This is a genomic window from Hydrogenophaga aromaticivorans, assembly GCF_013387465.1.
In the GTDB taxonomy this organism is placed as follows: domain Bacteria; phylum Pseudomonadota; class Gammaproteobacteria; order Burkholderiales; family Burkholderiaceae_C; genus Hydrogenophaga; species Hydrogenophaga aromaticivorans.
The window spans coordinates 198795-219245 of record NZ_VYGV01000015.1 but is presented as its reverse complement, the minus strand read 5'-3'; the positions used below and the strand labels follow the sequence as shown (position 1 = coordinate 219245).

General features: G+C 59.2%; 20 protein-coding genes. 13 read left to right on the top strand and 7 right to left on the bottom strand.

Translation table 11 applies throughout. From position 1 onward, the window contains the following. Positions 1–269: 269 nt before the first annotated feature. The 3 genes from F3K02_RS16370 to F3K02_RS16360 form a co-directional block, all read right to left on the bottom strand. A complete protein-coding gene (locus tag F3K02_RS16370; protein WP_177136693.1) occupies positions 270–656 on the bottom strand; it encodes a hypothetical protein in 387 nt (128 codons plus the stop codon). Positions 657–846: 190 nt separating this feature from the next. Further along, entirely contained in the window at positions 847–1995 is a 1149-nt protein-coding gene (locus F3K02_RS16365; protein ID WP_177136692.1) for a HigA family addiction module antitoxin, read from the bottom strand. Further along, complete coding sequence (locus tag F3K02_RS16360; protein ID WP_177136691.1) at positions 1992–2312, bottom strand: hypothetical protein; 321 nt, start codon at positions 2310–2312, stop codon at positions 1992–1994. Before F3K02_RS16360 ends, F3K02_RS16365 begins: the two co-directional genes overlap by 4 nt. A gap of 105 nt (positions 2313–2417) precedes the next feature. On the opposite strand from F3K02_RS16360, the gene F3K02_RS16355 reads away from it, so the two are divergent. The 12 genes from F3K02_RS16355 to F3K02_RS16305 all read left to right on the top strand — a co-directional run bounded on the left by F3K02_RS16355 (position 2418) and on the right by F3K02_RS16305 (position 14131). Beyond that, entirely contained in the window at positions 2418–2696 is a 279-nt protein-coding gene (locus tag F3K02_RS16355; protein WP_177136690.1) for a hypothetical protein, read from the top strand. Between the two features lie 77 nt (positions 2697–2773). Then, the gene (locus F3K02_RS16350) at positions 2774–3094 is read left to right on the top strand and encodes an E2/UBC family protein (protein WP_177136689.1); all 321 of its coding nucleotides are present in this window, start codon (positions 2774–2776) and stop codon (positions 3092–3094) included. Positions 3095–3097: 3 nt separating this feature from the next. Further along, complete coding sequence (locus tag F3K02_RS16345) at positions 3098–4426, top strand: HesA/MoeB/ThiF family protein (protein WP_177136688.1); 1329 nt, start codon at positions 3098–3100, stop codon at positions 4424–4426. Further along, positions 4423–5922, top strand: coding sequence for a phosphotransferase (locus F3K02_RS16340; protein WP_177136687.1), 1500 nt, complete (start codon positions 4423–4425; stop codon positions 5920–5922). The genes F3K02_RS16345 and F3K02_RS16340 overlap by 4 nt, the downstream gene beginning before the upstream one ends. Next, positions 5919–6440, top strand: a complete 522-nt coding sequence (locus F3K02_RS16335; RefSeq protein ID WP_177136686.1) for a ubiquitination-like system serine protease family protein — start codon at positions 5919–5921, stop codon at positions 6438–6440. The genes F3K02_RS16340 and F3K02_RS16335 overlap by 4 nt, the downstream gene beginning before the upstream one ends. 55 nt (positions 6441–6495) lie before the next feature. Then, positions 6496–6675, top strand: coding sequence for a DUF6988 family protein (locus F3K02_RS28000; RefSeq protein ID WP_425485615.1), 180 nt, complete (start codon positions 6496–6498; stop codon positions 6673–6675). Between the two features lie 500 nt (positions 6676–7175). Then, the gene (locus tag F3K02_RS16330; RefSeq protein ID WP_177136685.1) at positions 7176–7940 is read left to right on the top strand and encodes a hypothetical protein; all 765 of its coding nucleotides are present in this window, start codon (positions 7176–7178) and stop codon (positions 7938–7940) included. Then, positions 7937–9922 (top strand): hypothetical protein, encoded by a 1986-nt coding sequence (locus F3K02_RS16325; protein ID WP_177136684.1) that lies wholly within the window; start codon positions 7937–7939, stop codon positions 9920–9922. Before F3K02_RS16330 ends, F3K02_RS16325 begins: the two co-directional genes overlap by 4 nt. Continuing rightward, positions 9919–10881, top strand: a complete 963-nt coding sequence (locus F3K02_RS16320) for a TniB family NTP-binding protein (protein WP_177136683.1) — start codon at positions 9919–9921, stop codon at positions 10879–10881. Before F3K02_RS16325 ends, F3K02_RS16320 begins: the two co-directional genes overlap by 4 nt. A gap of 12 nt (positions 10882–10893) precedes the next feature. Next, the gene (locus tag F3K02_RS16315; RefSeq protein ID WP_177136682.1) at positions 10894–12714 is read left to right on the top strand and encodes a TniQ family protein; all 1821 of its coding nucleotides are present in this window, start codon (positions 10894–10896) and stop codon (positions 12712–12714) included. 38 nt (positions 12715–12752) lie between these two features. Next, entirely contained in the window at positions 12753–13556 is an 804-nt protein-coding gene (locus tag F3K02_RS16310) for a metallophosphoesterase (protein ID WP_177136681.1), read from the top strand. Positions 13557–13606: 50 nt separating this feature from the next. Continuing rightward, the gene (locus F3K02_RS16305; RefSeq protein ID WP_177136795.1) at positions 13607–14131 is read left to right on the top strand and encodes an HAD domain-containing protein; all 525 of its coding nucleotides are present in this window, start codon (positions 13607–13609) and stop codon (positions 14129–14131) included. A 22-nt stretch (positions 14132–14153) separates the two neighbouring features. Here F3K02_RS16305 and F3K02_RS16300 read toward each other — a convergent pair whose 3' ends face one another. The 4 genes from F3K02_RS16300 to F3K02_RS16285 all read right to left on the bottom strand — a co-directional run bounded on the left by F3K02_RS16300 (position 14154) and on the right by F3K02_RS16285 (position 18569). Then, positions 14154–15113, bottom strand: coding sequence for an SOS response-associated peptidase family protein (locus F3K02_RS16300; protein ID WP_177136680.1), 960 nt, complete (start codon positions 15111–15113; stop codon positions 14154–14156). Positions 15114–15411: 298 nt separating this feature from the next. Further along, a complete protein-coding gene (locus tag F3K02_RS16295; protein WP_246309530.1) occupies positions 15412–16983 on the bottom strand; it encodes a HipA domain-containing protein in 1572 nt (523 codons plus the stop codon). Next, positions 16976–17383, bottom strand: a complete 408-nt coding sequence (locus F3K02_RS27315) for a helix-turn-helix domain-containing protein (protein WP_218179479.1) — start codon at positions 17381–17383, stop codon at positions 16976–16978. Before F3K02_RS27315 ends, F3K02_RS16295 begins: the two co-directional genes overlap by 8 nt. A gap of 337 nt (positions 17384–17720) precedes the next feature. Continuing rightward, entirely contained in the window at positions 17721–18569 is an 849-nt protein-coding gene (locus tag F3K02_RS16285; protein WP_177136679.1) for a hypothetical protein, read from the bottom strand. A gap of 1034 nt (positions 18570–19603) precedes the next feature. Here F3K02_RS16285 and F3K02_RS16280 point away from each other — a divergent pair. Further along, positions 19604–20437: a protein NO VEIN domain-containing protein gene (locus tag F3K02_RS16280; RefSeq protein WP_246309528.1), complete on the top strand. Its 834-nt coding sequence runs from the start codon at positions 19604–19606 to the stop codon at positions 20435–20437. Positions 20438–20451: the final 14 nt, after the last annotated feature.

The following is a 20451-nucleotide window of genomic DNA, read 5'->3' as shown; positions in this document are numbered from 1 at the left end:
AGTTGACAAAGGGAGGGTTTCTACGGGTGGAAGGCCCTCTTGCACCTTCAAAAACTATTGAGGAGGACCGCATGCTTCAAAACCGCGTTGACCCATGGGGGAAGCTGTGTGCTGTATCCGAGCGAGGGACACTGATGGGCAACCGAGGTGTCCTGCACAATGCCGACCAAAAAGTAGTCAAACAATGGGCCCACGAGCGTTGGTTGACGTGCCTTTTGCAGTTTGAGGGAATACGGCGCGCGAAGCCCTTTTCGACGTTGAACAACTACTCAGAGCTGTTTTTTCTGGATGAAGCCACTGCGTTTTCTGCGGGTCATCGTCCCTGCCATTTCTGTCAAAGAAAACGAAGCGCCGCCTTCAAAGCCGCATGGACCGCCGCCAACGTACCCGCAGAAACTTTTGTCCCAATGCCAACTATCGATGCCGCGCTTCACGAGGAACGCGCCCATCAAAATGGGACCAAAGTGAGCTTCAACGCCCCGGTTCGCGAACTCCCAATCGGTTCCATGTTTGCGGTAGACGGTGCGGCTTTTTTGGTTGCTGACCGCGGCCACCTTCAGTGGTCGTTTAAGGGCTACGGAGCGCCAACGGTGTTTGCCCCCGAGCTCATCGCTGAAGTGCTCACCCCCCGGTCTATCGTCAACGCTTTCAGGCATGGCTTTACTCCACTCGTGCACGCCTCCGTGGAATAGTGGTCCGTCCGCTGGGGGGGACGCACAGCCCCAATGTTGAAAGACCAAACCGTCAGCCTCGCCGCTCCTTTGCTTGCACTTGCACATCCTTGAGCAAGTCGAACAACCTTAGCCCCTTGGACAGGGCTTCGCGAGATTCCTCTGGTCCATGCCCTTAAGTATCGCTATGTGCTACAGCCTGAATGCCCCAGCCATCAGTCACACCAGTACTCAAAACACATTGCCGAATCTTGACTTGGTGCTTGCGCAAGAAGTCGTGACGATTCAGTTTGCGTTGAAGTTGTCCGACCACCAATCCCGGATGGACCCGTACGCTTCGGGAGAACGCCAAGACTCGCTCTTCTGAAAAATACGGAGAGAACTTGGCAATAAAGTGACTGAGTTCATCTTGCGGTGTGCAGAAGTCTGCAGCAGCTGCATTTGCGACGATTTCAATCCCGGGGAGAGTTCCGTTGTCCTCACCAACGCTCAGGTCAAGAATGTATTCTTTCTTCCCGTCGCCGTTGAGGACATGTTCGAGCTCATGACGTAGCACAAACCAGAAGTTGTCGATACGGTCATATCTCAGCGTCATCCCGACAACGGGAGTGTCCTCAATCCACATGCAGGCGCCATCAATCTTCGAAGATGAAATCGGCTCGACGAACACCAAAACCACACCACATGATTCGAGCAGCGGAGCGACTTTGGATGCGTCCTCCGGCTCCATTCGGAGCGGCTTCATTGAGTCCAATGCTGCTTGAAGTTTCTTAGGAGAAAACGTCGTCACGGTCTTCGTCTTTGCCAGCGAGAGAACTCTGAACAACCAAGCTGTCTGCTCAATGGTGGGGGCTCGTGTCGAATGCGTCTTCTTTGCGGCGTGAGGCAGAACAGGCTCCTCGGACAAGCTTCTGATGCCGAAGAAGCGAAAGACTTGCTGTTCAAGTTCTGAATAGTCATCCGACCAATCCACCCAGCCCTTGCGAACCATCTCGCGCACGGGGAACCTTTCGTAAAGGCTCGCTTTGCGCTTGATGCTCTCGGGGGAGCTCCGAATTTTGGATAGCTGATACGAGGTCTCCAGCGCCATCCAATATTCCGGCGAGCTACCTAAAGCAGCACTCAGCCCGATAGCAGTTTCGGGTGTGATTGCTCGCTTGCCGCCAATGAGTTCGCTAATGAGTCGGGGCGGTCTTCCCAGGATGTCGGCCAGCTCTTGCTGGCTCCACTTGTGAGCGGCAAGTTCTTCCTTCAGGATGTCCCCCGGAGGGCATACCGCCGCAGGCGTTCGTGCTTGCTCGGTCGGCATGTAGTAGTTGCTCATTTGAGTCTCCTGACCGGTTGCTTAACCTGGATGATTTCGAGAATGGCGACCTCTCGCCTTGGCTTGGGTCCCAGAAGGTGGAGGACAAGCCTCATGCCATCGCACAGAAAGATGGACTGGAAGTCAGTGCCCCGGTCGGGTACGGGGCGCGTGTCGAGAGCGCGAGACTGGAGGATGTCCCGCTCGTTCAAGCTGGCGCGGAGTTGCTGAATGCGCCGGCGGTACATGGTCACGACCTCGGCAGGAAACCCTGCGTCGAAGCGCGGGTCGGTCTCGAGGCGGTCCAAGGTACTGCCGTGCTGGAAGTAGACCTTCATCGCCCGAAGTGTACCGGCCGCAGAGTTCAGATTACAACATTACACTTGGTGTAATGACACGAAATCTGAATCATGGTATGCTGCAGGCAAAGGAGGTGCCAAACCATGGCCCAAGACACGAACGCCGGCGATGCCGGCAAGCACGACAAGAAGTACTTCTTCTTCGTCAACGACGAGAAATTCGAAACCGACGAAGAGGTCGTGACCGGCGCGTACATCAAGTCGCGCATCGCGAACCTGCCTCCGGGGTCGGGACTGGAGATGGAGGGTCAGGGAAACGACCCCAACAAGGTCATCGGCGACGGCGACTCCGTGTCGCTCAAACTGGGTCATGGTCACGGGCCGCGGCGCTTCACCACGGTGCCGCCCGCCAACTTCGGGTGAACGAGATGGAGGCCGTTGTCATAGGTCCCCTCGAGGTTCACCTGCAGCGCCTGCGCGCCCGACACCCTGATGCGAGCATGCAGGACCTGCCGGGCAGCGGCTCTGTCATCACCGTTCCGAACATCAGCCTGCCGCCCGGGTGGAGCAAGTCATCCACTGCTGTCCACTTCTGGGCGCAGCCGGGCTACCCATACTCCAGGCTGGACTGCTTCTGGGTGGACCCGGACCTGCGCCTCGCGTCGGGGGTGACGCCGCACGCCAGTGGCTTCGGCAACGGGCCGGCGGTTCTCAACGGCAACGTTTGGTTTTCCTGGCACACGGACCACTGGAACGCTGGCCGCGACGACTTCAACACCTGGATGGCCTCCATCCGCGAGCGCCTGAACAAGGCCATGTAACTCATGCTCAAGCTCAAGCTGGACCAAGTCACCCCGCTGCAGCAAGCCGCAGCAAGTGCTGCGACAGAGACATGCTTCGCGGGCTTGGTGCTACCGGGCGGCACCCGGAACGGTGAGCGCGATTCCTTGGTTGCTGACCTGCGGCCCGTTCCCGACGACGCCTACCTCGTGCGAACCGCCACCGCGGCGACACTCAAGCCGGAGTTCTGCTCACACCTGGCCAATCAGGCAAAGCACCACAGCGCCGGGGTGCTGCTTGCGCACACCCACATCGGCAACCAGCCTCTGGACGGCTTTTCCATGGTCGACGACGGTGGAGAACCGCCTTTGGCCGCTTACTTCAACCGCCGGTTGCCCGGCCGCGCCAACCTCACCGCAGTCATCACTTCGCATCAGGTACATGCTCGCACAATGGGGCCAGGCTTGGTCCAACCCGTCACCCTTGTCGGGACAGAACTCGCAATGCCCGCCAGGCCAAGTTCACGCGCTGCCGGCACATTCGACCGACAGGTGCGCGCATTTGGTGAAAGCGGACAACTCGCCCTGAGCATGCTGACCGTTGCCATCGTGGGCCTCGGTGGCACTGGGTCTGTTGTGGCACAACAGCTTGCACACCTTGGTATCACCCGCTTTGTTCTCATGGACCCGGACCATGTGGAGTTAACGAATCTGAACCGCTTGGTGGGTGCTGCCGCTTCGGACATCGGCCGCCCGAAGGTTGATGTCGCCGCGGAGCACATCAAACGCATAAACGCCACAGCTCAATGCCAAACGCTGCAAGGTGACGTAACCCATCCCGATGTTGCCGCCACGCTGACCGCTGTAGATTTCATCTTCGGCTGCACGGATTCGATGGCCAGCCGGGCGGTTATGAATCAGCTGGCCTACCAGTACTTCATCCCATGCATCGACATGGGCGTCGCTATCGGCGCCGAGGGCGGCATCGTCACGTACATCGGCGGTCGCGTGCAGATGCTCAGCCCTGGCCTGGCGTGCCTTGTCTGCACCGACAAGCTGGATTCCGAGCAAGTGCGCCGGGAGATGATGACGCCCGAGGAGCGCAGCAAGGACCGGTACATCGTCGGCGAGCAAGTGCCACAGCCTGCCGTCATCTCGCTGAACTCACAGGTCTCCTCGGCCGCAGTCACGATGTTCCTATCTGCCGTGACCGGCATGCCAGCCAGAGCGCGGATGCTCACCTTTGATGCGATGCGGGGCACGGTGCGACCGGTTGCGGCAGACCCACGCCCGCACTGCATCGTCTGCTCGCATGAAGGTGCTCTGGGCCAAGGCGCGCGTTGGTCGTTGCCCACACGCGGAGATGCGCGATGAAGCCGTTGCAGCGCCCCAATCTGCTTTGGTTCGGTCGTGCGCCCCGTAAGGAGCACGAGACGGAGATTGCCGGGCGGGAGATGAAACTCCAGTTGGTGACCTTGCAGCCGCCGCAAATGCGCTATGCCCGTGCCGCGGTTTTCTGGGCTGCGGACACCGAGTTCGACGCGACCCTGGATGTGCTCGAGCGCCACCTTGTTGCCTGCATTGACGAGGGCCTGCTCGTCTATGTAGTTGTTTCCGACGACGTGGCCCAAGTCACCCATGTGACCCAGGCCATCGATGCCTTGGTGCCCAAGCATGCGAGTGCGCGCAATGTCATCGTCCGCAATGACGAGGTGTCCTCCCACGAACTGGCTAACGAGGCCTTGATGCACGACCCCGGACCGGTTGCAAACCAAAGCCTGACTTTCCAGGGCGACATCAACAATTTGACTCCGCAACCCAAGCTGCTGCTACAGCGTGCGTTCAACGACAGCTCCATCCTCAAGCTAACGCCCATCAAAGCCGGCTACTCTGGGGCAAGCACGTTCATCGGTCACGCCACCATCAACGCGTCACCGCCGCTTCCCGAGCCGATGCCGTTCTTTATCAAGCTTGGCGACTCCGCCAAGCTGCTGGACGAGCTAACGCGCTTTCGCAAGCACGCGGAGCACTACATCACATGGAACCTCAGGCCGAATTTCGTCATGGAGAGGTCCATCTATGGCGTCTCTGAGGGCGTGCTGGTCGGCACGTTCGTGGAAGGCTCCAAGTCGCTGGCCGAGTGCGCCCAGGCCGGGGGTGGCGAGAAGTACATCGCTGCCTTGTTCGACGAGACCCTGACGGGGTGGCGCAAGCGCGCCGAACCGCACAAGGGCAGTAACTCGGTCGTCGCAGCCTTGGCGGCGTATGACCGGCACGCCAGCATTCCGAGCCATCGCGTTAAGCAGGCGCAGCTGCTCTTCGGCGGGGAGGTCCGGCCTCCAACGACCCTGTGGCGCCGCCTCATCAGCGCGCCGCGCCAGAGTTGGCTGGAGTGCGTCATGCACGGCGACATGCACGGGGACAACGTCCGTGTACGCAAAGACGACGCAATCGTCATCGACTTCGCTCAGGCGGACAAGGGGCCGGCTTGTGCAGACGCTGCCAGCCTTGAGGTTTGGTTTGCCTTCCAGGCTGATGGCCTTGATGTCAAGCAGTGGCAATCTTGGATAGAAAACCTCTACCATCCGTACACCATCGACTCAATGCTGGACGGCGCTGCCGCCGACCAGGGCTGTTGGATTCATGTGTGCTTGAGCAAGATTCGGCGTATCGGGCGCAGCTGCGTCCTTGGGCACGACGAGTACAAGCGCGTACTAGCAGTCTTCCTGCTGCGCCATGCGAGTTTCGAAGCGAACACAAGCGATACCGACGCGGATGAATTTCGCAGGTGCTTTGCGTACTGGTTGGCCAATCGGCTGGTCATGAGTTTCGCCACGGTGGCGAAGACCCCACAGGTAGAAACTGCATGAAAAAGAGGGCAAGCTGTCTTGCGTTCAAGGCGCAAGTTGAACAGCGACATGAGGCGAACCCACTGCTGAAGCTGCCAGGTGATGCTGCCCTGGTGAACCGGGGCGTGCTCCGCTCTCTGGTGATGGCGTGCCCTGACGGTTGCGGCGAGTTGCTCACTATCAACTTGGATGCACGTGCGGGGAAGGCCTGGCGCGTGTACGGCACTCAGGAAGAGCTCTCTCTATTCCCCTCTGTGTGGAGAGAGACGGGCTGCAAGAGTCATTTCATCCTATGGCGGTCAAAGATTTACTGGTGCGACTGGGGCGACGAGCTCGACACGCCGATGGAGGAGGTCGTGCAGCTGGTGCGCAACCACCTCTCGAGCGAGCTAGTGCCCTATGTGAGCATTGCAGACGCGCTGCAGCTTGTCCCTTGGGCGGTGCTGTCCGCATGCAACCGACTGGTGCGCCAAGGCGATGCGCAAGAAGGCAAGAGTAAGCAGCGAGGCTACTTCAGGCGCGCAGATTCAGCCAACTAGAAGTGGGGAAATCAGACGGCTTGGTACGTGGATGAAAAAGTGGTCGTGATGGGGACTGACACAACTCCCACTGAAGCAAGCTTCAAACGGCATCCTGATGATGGCAACCCAGATGTTGTGCATCTTGTCCGGCGTCCCTGGAAACCAGAACCAATGGCGAAAACTCATCGACGAGTTTTCAGATTGTTTTCATCCCATAAACTGGCCGATTGCCACATCAAATCAAAGACTTTAAATTTAGAGTTCACATTTCTTTATTTAAAGTCATTCCGCACTCCAATCTAAAATTACCCAAATCAATCAATTCAAGAAGTCAGATTGAATAAATTGGATTGACCTCATCCAATTGATTGAATTACCTTCCGCCTCCCTGATACATATATTGGATTGGAGAGCAGGATGTTGAGCAGATAACCACGATTGACAAGCTGAAGACTGCATTGTGTGACATAAATATTCGCGTAAGCATGCGCTCGCTTACACAGAATCAGTTCACTATGCGGTCAACGCAGCTGGTGCAATCGCCAGTCAACCACCAAAGTCGACCCCCGTCGATTTTCACGATGACGTCCTGAGCCTCAGGCACGTCTCTCCACCACGTCAAGTGCAATCCATGCAGCAGCCCGCGGGCTCCGCTGTGCATCTAAAGTCGCGCCACTTTAGACAGCCACCTCCGATTGCTAGACGTATTCACAGGCATTTTTAGGTCTGTGATTGCAATTGGAGGAAATCTTTATGAAGCGCACTTTCGCGCGGCGCCCCCTGCGGCGCCTGTTGGACACGGGGATTCGCGACGTTGCGTCGACCTACGGCAAGCGGTCGTTCGCATCGTATTCAGACAAAGCGGGGGGACTGGTGGCCCCAGAAAGCCACGCTGAGCTCATCGTCGCCCACTTGCTCAGCATCGACCCCTCGGTCTCGTCGTTCAAGACGCAGCCGTTCACGGTGGATATCGTGGACCGGCGCATCTTGCGAACCCGCGAAGAACTGTCAGAAGCGCGGTTGCGGCACCGTTTTCGTGATGGCGATGTGTTCTACACCCCCGACTTCGAAACCACGCTCGTGAACCGCAACTCGGAAGCCCTTGAGGTCAAGCTGGAGACCTTTGAAGGCGATGGCCACTACCGGGTGAAGCTGGAGGAGGCCGCCAGTGTGCTGCACGGATTCGGCTATCGGCTGCGCAAACTGGTGATGCCTGCCAACCGGACCCATCCTGTCTACGCGAACGCCCGGGTGCTCAGGCATGTTTTTCAACGAAGTGACCTGATGCTCGCCAAGGACACTGTTGAGGTGGTGGATGCGGCACACGAGGCAGGCGCTGTGGCGCTGGGGGACTACGGCATTGCACTCGGGGTACCAGCCAACGCCATGCCACTGCTCATCGTCCGTGGATATCTCGCGGCTGAACTTCTCGAGGCGCCCATCAACTGGGCCATGCCTGCCAGGCCCGCCTACGGTGACCTGGGACATCTGCGGTTGATTGGAGGGCTTGAGCGATGAAGCACCTGTTGCGAAACGACCGCCTGGTCATGCGCGGCGATGACATGCGCTATGTGGTCACCGACGCTGTTGCCGTGGCCGGCCGCATCCGATTGTTTGACGAGCTCTCGGAGAAGGAGGTGTTCCTCAAGCTGGACGACGTTCGAAAAGGCATCGCCAGCGGTGAGTGGGTTCACGAGCGCCCGGGTCACACGCTTCCAAAGACCAGTCCGCAGGTTCAGAAGGACCCTGAACTGGCGAAAAAAACCCAGTACGCGCTGAGCATAGTTCAGGAAATCAGACGCCTGGTCAAAACAGCTTCCATCACCATTCGTCAGGCCACCGAGCGCGTGCGCGCAAACCGAAAAAGTGGACAAGCCCCGGGCACGTTTCCCTCCGACGCCACCATCTACCGTTTGCTCGAACGCGAACGAAACGACCTTCCGCTCTACACCGGTGACAAGAACAAAGGCAATCGGCTCCCAAGGCGTTGCCAGAAGGTTCGGCAGTTGGTCGTCTCCATGGCCAAAGCGCACTTCCTGCAAGCCGACTCGCGGTGGACGCTGCGCGACCTGGTCTTGAACGTCAACGCCGTGGCCGTGGTCGAAAGCTTCATCCCCAGCGACGACAGCATCAGCAGAACGTACGTACGCGACGTCGTCGTTGAAGAGTTTGGTCCGGAACTTGACATCGAGCGGATGGACCCCAGGACCGCAAATTCCCTCAAGTCGGTGGTCAAGGCCCCCATCACAACCTCTCACCTTCTGGAGCGGGTGGAACAAGACGCCTTGCACCTGCCCTGGCGAATCGTCACCGCGGATGGCGTCAGCCACAGCATCTACTGGCTGCACGCCATCGACTGCTACAGCGGCATGCCCGTGGGCTGGAAGCTCGTGGTGGGCTCGCCGAATGTCACCAACACGCTGCAGTGCATCGAGTCCATCCTCTATTCCAAGGCTGACAAATTCAAGGCCCTGAGGCTCTCGACCGAGAAGGACTGTTTCGGCACGCCCATGCTCCTTGTGGTCGACAACGGCCCCGAGAACAAGGGAGAACGCATCTGCAAGCTCTCACATCTGTTCATTGACGTGATGCATTGCAAAGCCCACACGCCTCAAGAGAAGCCCTACATCGAGCGCCTGAATCGCTCGCTGAAGGAAGCGCTGCAGACCTTGCCGGGGTGTACACGGTTCGACGATGTCGACGGTGAGCGTGACCCGGAAAAATTGAACGACCTGCCCATGACGCTTGAAGAAATCGAGCGCTGGATAGTGCGCTGGTACCTGGAAGACTGGGCCAATCACAAGCTCAAACGATTGCTCATGACCACCTTCACCGACCCCGAGGCCCGTGGCAGGACGCCCTGGACGCGCTGGCACCACGCAACCCATGTACGGGGACAGTCGGTCGCTTTGCCCCCTTCACGCCAAGATTGGAAAAAAACCATGTATCAATATGAAAGTCGCACGCTCTCACGCAAGACCGGTATCACGTACCGAGGTTTTTCGTTCATCGGCAAGTCCATGCCACGACTGCTCAGCCTTGTGGGTGAAAACCCAGTGGACGTGCTCATCGACCCCGATGATTTCCGCCACCTGTTTGTTCTGGGCCCTGGAGAAGAGCTCTTAGAGCTGGTCAACGCCGCAGTCAGTGAGACCACGCCCGCGTACAGCTTTGACCAAGCCACGCAAGTTCTCAAGGACGCCTGTGAGAACGACAAGGTCGGCGAAGCCGAACGCTTGAAGTTCAGGCACGACGTGTTCACCCGCTCAGCCCACACGCCGCCCAAGCCGGTCAAGGGCGCCAGCAAGACCAACAAACCAGCGACATCCAAGGAAACATCGGCCAAGGCCAAGCATTCTGAGGCCGTCAACCGCGCCAAGAAAGCACCATTGACCACAAACGCTTCCACCAACGCTGCTGCCCAAGACACGGCGACCGCGGACTTCTCCGATGTCGAACTCTTGCCCGTCATTGACCGCCGTTCGGGGGATGCCGGATGACCCACGCTGCTCAACAACTTCGCCGCCGGGTCGAAGCCTCCGAACTGCAACACCTCGAGTTCGCGAGTCTGCATGCGGCGTTCAAAAAGCGCATTGACGACACGCTCGCGGGATTTTCTCCGCGCATCGTCTGGCTCGTGGGCCCGTCACGGGTGGGCAAGACGATGCTGGGCAAGTCGCTCACGCGGCTGTATCCCGAAACCCGAGAAAACGGGCGCCGCATCGTTCCAGTGGTTCGTGTCCCCCTGCTGCCCAACATCTCGCCCAAGCTGCTGCCGCTCAGTGTTCTGGATGCCCTGGGTGCGCCCCAGCCGCAGCGGGGCCTGGCATCAGGTGCCATGGTCAATCGCATGGCCGACCAACTCCGGCTGGCGGGCACTCGGGTTCTCATCTTTGAAGAGGCCAGTCACCTGGTCGAAGCAGGCTCCAAGGTCACACCCCGCGCTGCGGGGGATTGGTTCAAGTCGGTGCACGACGAAATGAACCTGACAGTTTTTCTGTTCGGGGTTCCCAAGCTCCAACGGATTTTTGAAGCCAACGAACAGTTGCGACTGCGGGCCTTGGCCTGCAAAGAGTTCCGCCCCTATCGCTGGCAAGTGGAGGACGAACGCCGGGCCTTTGCGACCTGCGTGCTCACCTACGCCAAGCTGTTCGAAGAGGCGGGCTGGCCCATCGACATGACGCGCGAACAGCTCATCGGCCATTGTTACCTGCTCAGCGGTGGCCTCATCGGCATCGTTGCGGTGTTCATGCAGGAGCTGGCGGCAAAGACCGAGGACATCCCCCCGGGACCGCTGAGCCTGGCCGACTGCCAGGAGGTGGCCATTTCCATCGAAGCAGCAGGTCACCCCAATCACCCAGCGTTCGTCAACGACCGCATCACGTCCATCGAGTTCGACCAGGCCCACGGGTATGTGCTCGAGTCGAACGCCATGGGCGCACGCCGCCTGCTCAACTGAAAAAGATTCTCCATGGAACTGACCATCACTTTCCCTCCCCATAACGATGAGGACCCATTCGGCTTCTACCGCCGCCTCGCTTGTGCAAACGCTCTCTGGAACTGGAAGGAGCTCGCACACGCGGCAGGTGTTTCCCCGTCACGCACCGGCCTGCTTTCTCAACCCGAGCACATGGCCGAGGCCCTCAAACTGGACCACGGGTGGACACAGCAGCTGGCTGCGCGCGAAGCGACGGCCAGAAGCTGGCGCAGCCTTCACCGTTTCGGCCACGACGCGGTATGTCCCGAATGCCTCCAAACCTCTGCCCATCTGCGTGCCATCTGGGAGCACAGCTACGTGATTGCATGCCCCCACCATGGCAAACAACTCGTCGACCGTTGCCCCGCCTGCGGCGACTATTTGTCACACAACCGGGAGCGAATCGAGCTGTGCCAATGTGGACATGATTTGTGCAGCGTTGAGGCAGAACGGGCCACGCCGGCACAGCTGTGGCTGGCCAGCTTGCTGAGCACAGCGGGGGCGACGTCCGGAGGCATTGAACCGGGCATTTCGGGTGCGGACGTAAGCGACCTCGTGCTGTTGGTTCGGACCCTGTGCCAGCAATACGATGCTTCGGTCTCTGGCCCAAGGCGTAACACCGCTGCTCCGCGCTCGGTTCAGGACGCGGTCAACTTCTTGCGCCCCTTAGATGTGCTGTTGTTGGACTGGCCTCACCGCTTTGAAGCCCACGTCGCAGAGCGCATTGCCGCGGGCAGCCCCGAGGCGAGAACGCTAAATGCGCTGCTCGGACGTTGGTACCAGCAACTCAAGGGTGCCACCGCAAACGGGCCGTTGCAGGTGTTCCTCAAAGTGGTCATCGAAGTGGCGGCGCGGGACTTCAACGGCATCGTCGACCATCTGGTCGCAGCTGAGCTGGGCGTGGATTCTCACTTGCCGGTGGCCGAGGCCGCCAAACGTTTGGGCGTTGGCCGTGACACCCTGGTGCAACACCTCAAAGCCGGCAAAGCCAACTACCGGACGCGGCGCCTGGGCACTCGCGGCCTTTGCTACGAGATGCCGCAGGAGGAAGTACAAAGGTTGAAGGAAGAACGCGACCGGTGGATGTCCATTGAATCCGCGGCCACACATCTGGGCATCGGTCCCTCCATTCTTGCGCGGATGGGGGAGGCAGGTCTCGTCGTGGTCGACGTCAACTGGCGCACGGACCTCATCAAAGGAGGGGCCGTGCTTGTCGAGTCGCTGGCGACCTTTGAGGCCAGTGCACGTGGGCACGTGAAGAAGGTGAAGACCTCGGAAAGCACCATCGCCATCAAAGAACTGACCAGTCGGCGTATCGGCGACAAGAAGGCCATCGAATCTGTGCTGCGCGCCATCTCCAATGGCGAGCTGTGCGCGGTAGCCGCTGGCGAAAAGCTCGGAAGCCTTCGATACAAGGTGTCCGAGGTCAAGCGGTACTTCGGTCGTCCGGTGCTCGACGCTGGCCTGTCTGTGAATCAGTTGGCCAAGCTCACGGGCTGGAAATGGGAGAGTGTTCGCCACTGGATTGACGAAGGCCTGTTGGGGTCTCACGAAATCATGCTGCGTGGGCAGGCGTGCAAGGTCGTGATGCCGGAACAATTGCTGGCCTTCAGTCAGTCCTATGTGCCGCTATCCACGCTGGCCCACTCGCTGGAAAGCAAGTCCTCGGCACTGTTGGAACGCCTGGGGGGCATTCAACTATTGGGAGGCAAGCGGCTGCCCAGCGGAGCTGTTCGCGGGGCGCTGGTTCGACTCTCGGACCTTGCGCAGGCCGCACTGCTGCCGGGACTTCGAGAGAAAGCAGTTGCGGCTTGACCATTCGATTCACTGGCGCTTTCGGAAGGAACTTCACCATGAAACTTCAGCTTGCTTCAGACCTGCATCTTGAACACCTGGCGCGCTCGTTCCCAGGCGAGACGTTGATTCGTCCGGCGCACCAGGCTGATGTGCTCGTCCTCGCGGGAGACGTTGCACAAGCGTCGAACGCCATCGCCCTGTTCGGAAACTGGCCGGTCCCGGTGCTTTATGTGCTGGGAAATCACGAGGCGTACGGAGGGTGCATCGAGTCTGTCATTGACGAACTTCGGGCAGCGTCGAGAGGCACCTCAGTGCGGTTTTTGGAGCGGGATGTCGTTGATTTTGGCGGTGTTCGATTTCTGGGCTGTACGCTCTGGACTGATTACCGGCTGCGTAGCAATCGGACTCAACGCCAACTGATGGAGCACGCCGGACTGCGCATTAACGACCACCGACTCATCCGGACAAGGAATGGCGAACTGTTTTCGCCGGAGCATGCGTTGAGAGACCACGAAATCTCTAGAGCGTGGTTGGAGCGAGAACTGTCACAAGACTACGACGGCAAAACAGTTGTCGTCACTCACCACGCGCCCCATCCTCTCTCTGTCCATCCTCGGTATGCAGGTGACCCGACAAACGCCGCCTTTGCGAGCGACCTGACCGAGCTTCTGCACAAGGCGGACGCCTGGTTGCACGGTCACGTCCACGACTCGTTCAACTACAAGGTTGCAGGATGCCGAGTCGTCGCGAACCCCCGGGGCTACGCCCGGAACATTTCAGCGGCACCGGACGTGGGTTCTCTGCAGTTTGAAAACATGGCGTTTGAGCATGCGTGTGTCGTCGACATCGATGCAACGTGAAAGATTCCGTATTCACGCCGGTCCATGAAAAGCATTCAAGTGAGGTGAACATGAAAACACTGCGTGGTCGGGGCGGTGTGGTGCTCTATCTGGATTTTGATGGCGTGCTCCATCATGAGGATGTCTGGTGGCATCCGCGCCGCGGCGCCTACGTCAACACGCCGGGGTATCAGCTGTTTGAGCACATGCCCTTGCTCGAGAACGTGCTCACATCGTTCCCTGATGTGCGTATTGTTTTGTCGACGTCATGGGTTCGAGTGCGGCGGTACAGCCGTGCGGTCAAGCGACTGAGCCCAGGCCTGCAAGTGCGGGTCATTGGGGCGACTTTTCACACGAGGATGAATCGAAATGACTTTGAAGCGCTCCCTCGGGGCGTGCAAATTCTTAGCGATGTGGCCCGCAGAAAGCCGATTCATTGGGTGGCCCTCGACGACGATGCAGAGGGCTGGGTACCTGAGTACCGGGACCACTTGATTCACTGCGACAGCGTTCTTGGACTCAGTGCGCCGGGTGTCCTCGATGCGCTGAAGGCCCGGCTATTGCATTTCCAGCTTGCGTCGACCAACCGTGCATGAGCCCACGTCGGACGGGCTGGCGTCAGCTCACGAGGGTGTGGCTGTACGTCACCGGTTGACGGTCGTCGAGCAGCCGGTACACACCCATCAGGTCTTTGGGGTCCGGGTTGAGCCAAGCGTCCAGGTTCTCAGGACGCAAGGGGATGACGCACCGGTCGTGCCCCGCCGCCAAGACCTCTGGTGGAGGTTCGTCGGTGATGAGCGCAAAGGACAGCAAGTCGGGTTGGCCTGGCGCACTCCACCTGGACCATAAACATGCCAGCAGCATGTCTTCCGGCGGGTTCGTGCGGAAGGCGACGACCGCGGACTTCGGCGACTCGCCGGGGTGCAGTGCTCGGCCTTCGGCCATGTGCCTCGGCACGTTCTCGAAGAACGCCGCGGCCACCACCACCCCGTGCGTGTGCCCAAACTGACCACGCCAGAACGCATCGAGGTTGTCCCGCCTGGCGTTGTAGGTGCCCGGGAATCGGGTGTCGTAGTCCGCAGGTTTTCCGGCAGGCCTGCAGCCATAACGCATCGGAAGAACCTGGCGACGGCCGTCGAGCCACACCATCACCGGTGCATAGGTCCCCGGAAAAATGCGTTCTTCAGCGGCGAGCAGGTCGCTGTTGTCGAGCTGGGCCAGGCGCTCTGTGATGCTTGCAATTTTGTTGGTGGCGACGCGCTTGTTCTCTGCCGCGGTTTTCGTCGGCTTGCGGCTGAGCGCCAGCTCAGCGGTCTCCAGCCGCTCTTGTTGCTTGGCCAGCTCTTCCTGGAGGCCGGCGCGCAGCCTGGCGTGGTGCTGCTCGACCAGTTGCCAGATGCGTTGTTCATCGGCTCCCGGTGCGTCCTTGAACGCCGCATCCATCCCTCCGAGGACGGATACCTTCTCCCCCTGAGCGCGCAGCCAGTACAGCTCGAAAAATTCTTTGACCGACACGTCGGCCCCATACAGACGGACGTACTTCTTGTAGTCCGCCCAGACCCTCGCGGAATAGCACACGGTGTCTCTCGTTCAGCTTGTGGCGACGGGGCTATTTTCGTGCGACTCGGGCCGTGCGTGGAGCCCCCGCTTGGCTACAGGCAGTGAAATCTTCCATCTGCCAATGTCTGATTTTTTCTAGAACGGTGCGCCGGGGACACTCGCATGTCTGAAATTCTTGGGCACCCGACCTTTCTTGTCTGATTTTTTGAGCTGCGCGGATGCCAGGGTGCTTGGATGCCTTGCCTGTTTGCACCGCCCCCAACTCCAGACGGTGTTTTTTTGCCGAGCTGCGCTCGCATCCATAGGTTGAGAATCGTCACCGCTTTGCGGGACGGCCTTGCCTGACCTGTCCCACCATGCCGGCGATGACGATGTGCCGGATGGCGCGCAACAGGCGCACCTCTCCAGCCTGAACGGCGGGTTGGGGGGCCAGAGGGTGACCGGCCCCCAGCCGCGCCACCGTATCTGCGTAATCCTTGGCAAGGGATTCAAGTACGTTGTCGGCTGCCGGCTCGATGCGGTCGAGCATTTCATCCAGAAGACGTCGAGCTGTTGCAGCCCCAAGGCCTAGCGCCGCGCCTGCATCGAGAAGGCCTGCGTAAGTAACTTGGTCGAACCTGTTTGCGCCCGGAATGGTTGTGGCCAAGCCAGTCCTGGGCCAGATAGCTTTTTGGTCCGCGAATGCCTGTGTGTCGTACACAGCCGTGCAGAGCATGTCGTAGCCAGGGGCGAGCTCGATGCCCGATGACGTGACAAGAAAGGACAGGTTCTTCAGGTGCGAGTCGCCGTTGCCCAGCAACGTGTTGAAGACAATCCACTGGTAGAGCTTGTGCCGGGCCTTTGCCTTCGAGCGGGTCATGTCGACTGCTTCAGTCAATGTGTCCAGTCGGGCCAGGTCGTATTTCAGGACTCGGGAGCGATTGAGCAACTGGCAAGTGTCGATGACGTGCAGTCGCGATACGCTGGGCGTGTGCTTGTTCTGTAGGCGGTCAAACCGTGTGATGAGGTAGACGGGCTCGGGCACATAGAGCCGGAACACCGCGGGCACGTCAAGCTTGAGCACCTGGGCGAGCCTCATCGAGAAGTACTCGTTGGCCACCGAGTGCGGGTACGCAGCCGCGACCGAGTCTGGCTTGAGTATGTGTGTGGACGGCGTGGCGGGCAAAGGCTCAAAGAGCGTTGGCTCAAGCTCGCCCTTTTCGTTGCAATGCGCGACCACGACCATCTTGTGCTGGGCACCGGCCAAGGACATGCGCTTCGGAGACCCTTGCGTGAGGGGAGCCGCGGGAAGGTTCTGGATGCGGGCGCTGAGTTCTTCGGGCGTGAGCTCTTGCAAGCCATCCTCTGCAGGCGGAAGCCCCAGCGGGTGCAGGATGAGCGAGCCGGCCGATTCCGCCCCGTAGTGGCGCAAGAGACCAAACACATCCTCAAACGCCAGCTTGGCTTCTTTTGCGAGCGACTTGCGCAGTTCCTCCTCGGGCAAAAGGTTGTCGAAGAACCATTGCACCGGGCGGGTTGACGACCCGTCGACATAGGCCTCTTCACGCAGTCCAAGGCTAGGAGACAGCGCAAAAGCCCCGCCCTTTGAGACCCAGCTCACGTTGTACTGGAAGACCCAGACATCGTTCACGTCGAAGAGCCACCCTACCAGGTCGGCATCGATGCGAAGCTCAAGGGCGCGAGGGCGCTCACCCCTGTTCAGACTCGCCTGCAAGCTGTCTACCAGCGCAGGGCTGTGTTTGGAGAGACTGGTCTGCCGCTTGAGAAAGTCGATGAGTTCGAGACAAGCGGTCTTCTCACGCTCGTACTCCACCGCCGTGTCGTCGACCGGCGCCCTGGGTTGCATCACTGCGGCCTTCGCCGCCGCGGCACGAGCCTCGTCAGCCATGGCTCTTGGCCTGCGCGGAAGTTTCAGAAGCCGCGGGCTCGTGCCCGTGTAGCGCGCGCCCAGCAATGGACTGCGCAACGGACTGTGCCCACGCTTCGGAGCCGTTGCGACCAAGGATGGCCATCAAGCTCTGCCAGACAGTGCGTTTTTTCGGGCCCTTAGGAAGTGCATCGAGGCTGAGGTTGTCAGGGATTTCGAGGTTCACCCTGATGCCCGCTTCCTGGAGTACCTGGAGCACCTTGCCGAGCTGGATGGTGGGCTTGCCCCTCTCAACATCGAGCACGAACACCGGCCCGACACCGGCGGAGCCGGCCAAGTCATCGGAGCGAACGCCTTGGGTCTTTCGGACAAGGCGCAAGACGGCGCCAATCTGAGCTGCGGAGTCGACCGGGATATGCATGGAGATTATCTATGTTAACGAATAGATAATGCACCAGCTTCAACACAGCGTCAATGCTTTCTATGTCTATGCATAGATTTTATGCCCATTTCGTTTGCCAGAGACAATATCTACTCGTTACCATAGATTATGTTCAAAAAGACCCTTGGAAAGAAAGAAATCTATGCGAATGCACGGTTAAATTGAATTGGCCTTCGCTTGAAAATCCGAGGAGGCTTTGAAGTGCCGTCGATTTTCTGAGCCAGTCTGACGTAGAAATTGGAGAACGCCACGACTGCGCTTGTCTCAAGATGCCACCCTTATGCACTCGCGCCCCCATCAAACGTTGGTGGCGAAATCACAATCTCTCGCTCGGCGACTTCCAGCGGAGCAAAGCTTCCAAGGCACTTGGACCACTGACCATGGCCCGGGCTTGAGTCACCCGGTCGAAAAGCGTGTCTCGCTCGCCAGCCTCCATGTGTTCCGCGGCACGCAAGACATCCTCGAAATAGGCCTCCACCTTGCGTGCCTGGTCCCACGCGGCAATGGCTGCGATGAGCTCCTGTTGTGCCGCCTGGTGGGCCTTTTGCTGGCGCTCGCGCTCGCGTTCTTCGCGCCATTGCCGCTGTTGCTCTTCCCAGAGCCTCCGCTGCCCTTGCTCTTGAATGCGCGCCGTCTCGATTTGCTCGGTCAGTTCAGGTACCGAGGCCTCAAGCGCAGCCACCATCTTGGGCACGTCCAACAGCTCACTCACCGGGGTCTCTTGCCATCGCTTGAACCATTTCACCCGCGACGAACTGGGGTAGTAGGCTTGGAGACACAAACGCCCGGAGGGAAGCTCTTTGGTCGTTTTCCAGTGTTGTGGCCCGGTGAACCGGCGACGTTGCTCCGCTGTCAAGTCACGTACGGGGAAATAGGTTCCGTTGGCATAGACGGATTCAACGTCTTCCGTCATCTCATAGAACGTCAACCCGATGGGCATAGCCCCGATGTACAAAACCGTAGGCCTGTCAGGTGCCCAGACTGGCTGGTGATATTGGTTCTTTTTTGGCACTTCGCGCACATTCACCTCCATCCGTCCCATGTGAGGGTGCAGCGAACCGAGTGCGACTCGGTGCCCCTTTGCCGTCAAGGCGGAAAATAGAGCGTTGGCTACGCCAAGGACCCTGTCCAGCTGCGCTTCGGAGGTGACGACGTCAACGAGCATCCGCTTGAATGGTCGCAGCAACCCCGTGTCCGTGTCGCGTGATTTCAGGAAGAATGGCTTGACGTCTTTTACAAGCAGGTGAACGGTGCTCCCAGAGGGCTTCGCCCGGGGTCGTCCACGTTTTGCCCGCTCGCCCGGGGGGCCTTCTTGGGCGCGGGCTTTGGCTTCAATCTTTTTCGCCGTTTGTTCAACCGTCCCAACGTTTGCCCCCGGGCGCCAACTTGAAACATCCCCATGCCGAACCGGAGGGAGGGCAGGGCGCTCAGGAGCCCTACCCAACTCGACCTGCGTCCAGTAGCCTTGTGCGGGCCTTGGAACGCGAAGTTCTGTGCATACCCGGGCCATATAGCTGGATGAAACGCCAAAATCTTCCGCAACCCTGAGCATGGGCTTTGCCCACACAAGGCTGTAAAGCTCTTCACGCGAAACAGGGTCTGCTTCGCGACCCGTCCCCTTGTGCGCTGACTTTGCGTCAGTGGGCTCATCTTGCATGTCATCCCCCATGGCTGAAACAGCACGCGACACCACGTCGGCGCGCAGTTCATGCGGTCAAAGGGTAAGCCAAAACCCAGCCAGCAGCGTTGCACACGCTCAAGCTGGCACTCGCAGGAGAAGTCACGCCAGGCGGGCAGAATGTGCCAGCATTGACGCAGGCTGCTGACTTTGCGATGGCCCTGCTTGGAGATTCAATACCCACGAAATATGGTGAGCGACCACAGGCGGAGTGCGAAAATGCGCTCCTGCAGTGCTGCGTTCGTTGACCAGCGAGTCCTCGCCGCTCCGTTGCTGTCGAGGCGGGGCATCACGATGGGTGACCGTATGCAATGACAACGACCGGGGTGGTGCCGATGCGGCTTTTCGGGGAAATTTCTCGCCTTATGCGGCAAGCCTTCTCAGCTTATGGTTCGAAGAGCCCGGCAAAGCCTTGATTCATAAGGGGGGCGTTTCTTGCCTTATGGGTCTCTCTACAACCATGGGAATCGAAAATTCAGTATTCGATTCCCATGCAGTTTGATACTCAAGACGGTACCTGAATGGACTGGACCCAAGTTGAGGTAGAAGCGATCGTCGCCGATTACCTCAAAATGCTCAGCCTTGAGCTAGCTGGTCAAGCTTTCAGCAAGACCGCCCATCGAAGGGCACTCCAGCAAAGACTCAATGGGCGGTCAGACGGTTCCATTGAATTCAAACACGGCAATATCAGTGCCGTGATGATTGACCTCGGGTTCCCCTATATCCGTGGATATCAACCACGGGCCAACTACCAAGGGCTGTTGCGCGATGTGGCCGAGCAGCAGGTAGATCAATTCACCACTCTTGACTCGCTGGCCCTGGCAGCCGTGCAACAACCCGCTGTCCAGCCTGAAATCTTCGACTTCACAAAGGTTGAGGCAGACGCGCCTATCCGGCGACACACCGCTTCGGATGCCACTCCACATCGGACATATGCGCCCGTCAAACGTGACTATCTGGCGCGCGAGTCACGCAATGCATCTCTGGGCTTGGCTGGCGAAGAGTTCATTGCGCAATACGAGCATTGGCGACTTACGCAGCTTGGAAAGTCTGTCCTGGCTGATCGCGTTGAGCATGTGTCAAGAACCAAGGGGGATGGGCTTGGCTACGACGTGCTGTCCTTTGATGTGAACGGTCGCGAGCGTTTCATCGAGGTGAAGACCACCACTTTCGGGAAGGAAACGCCCTTCTTTGTCTCAAGCAATGAGCTGGACTTTTCACGTGATGCAAGCACTCAGTTCACGCTCTGTCGGCTGTTTGAGTTCCGAAAATCGCCCCGTTTGTTTTCGTTGCGCGGATCGCTCGACCAACACTGTGTGCTGGACCCCATCAGTTACCGAGCCAGCTTTTCGTAGCGATGTAGAAGACA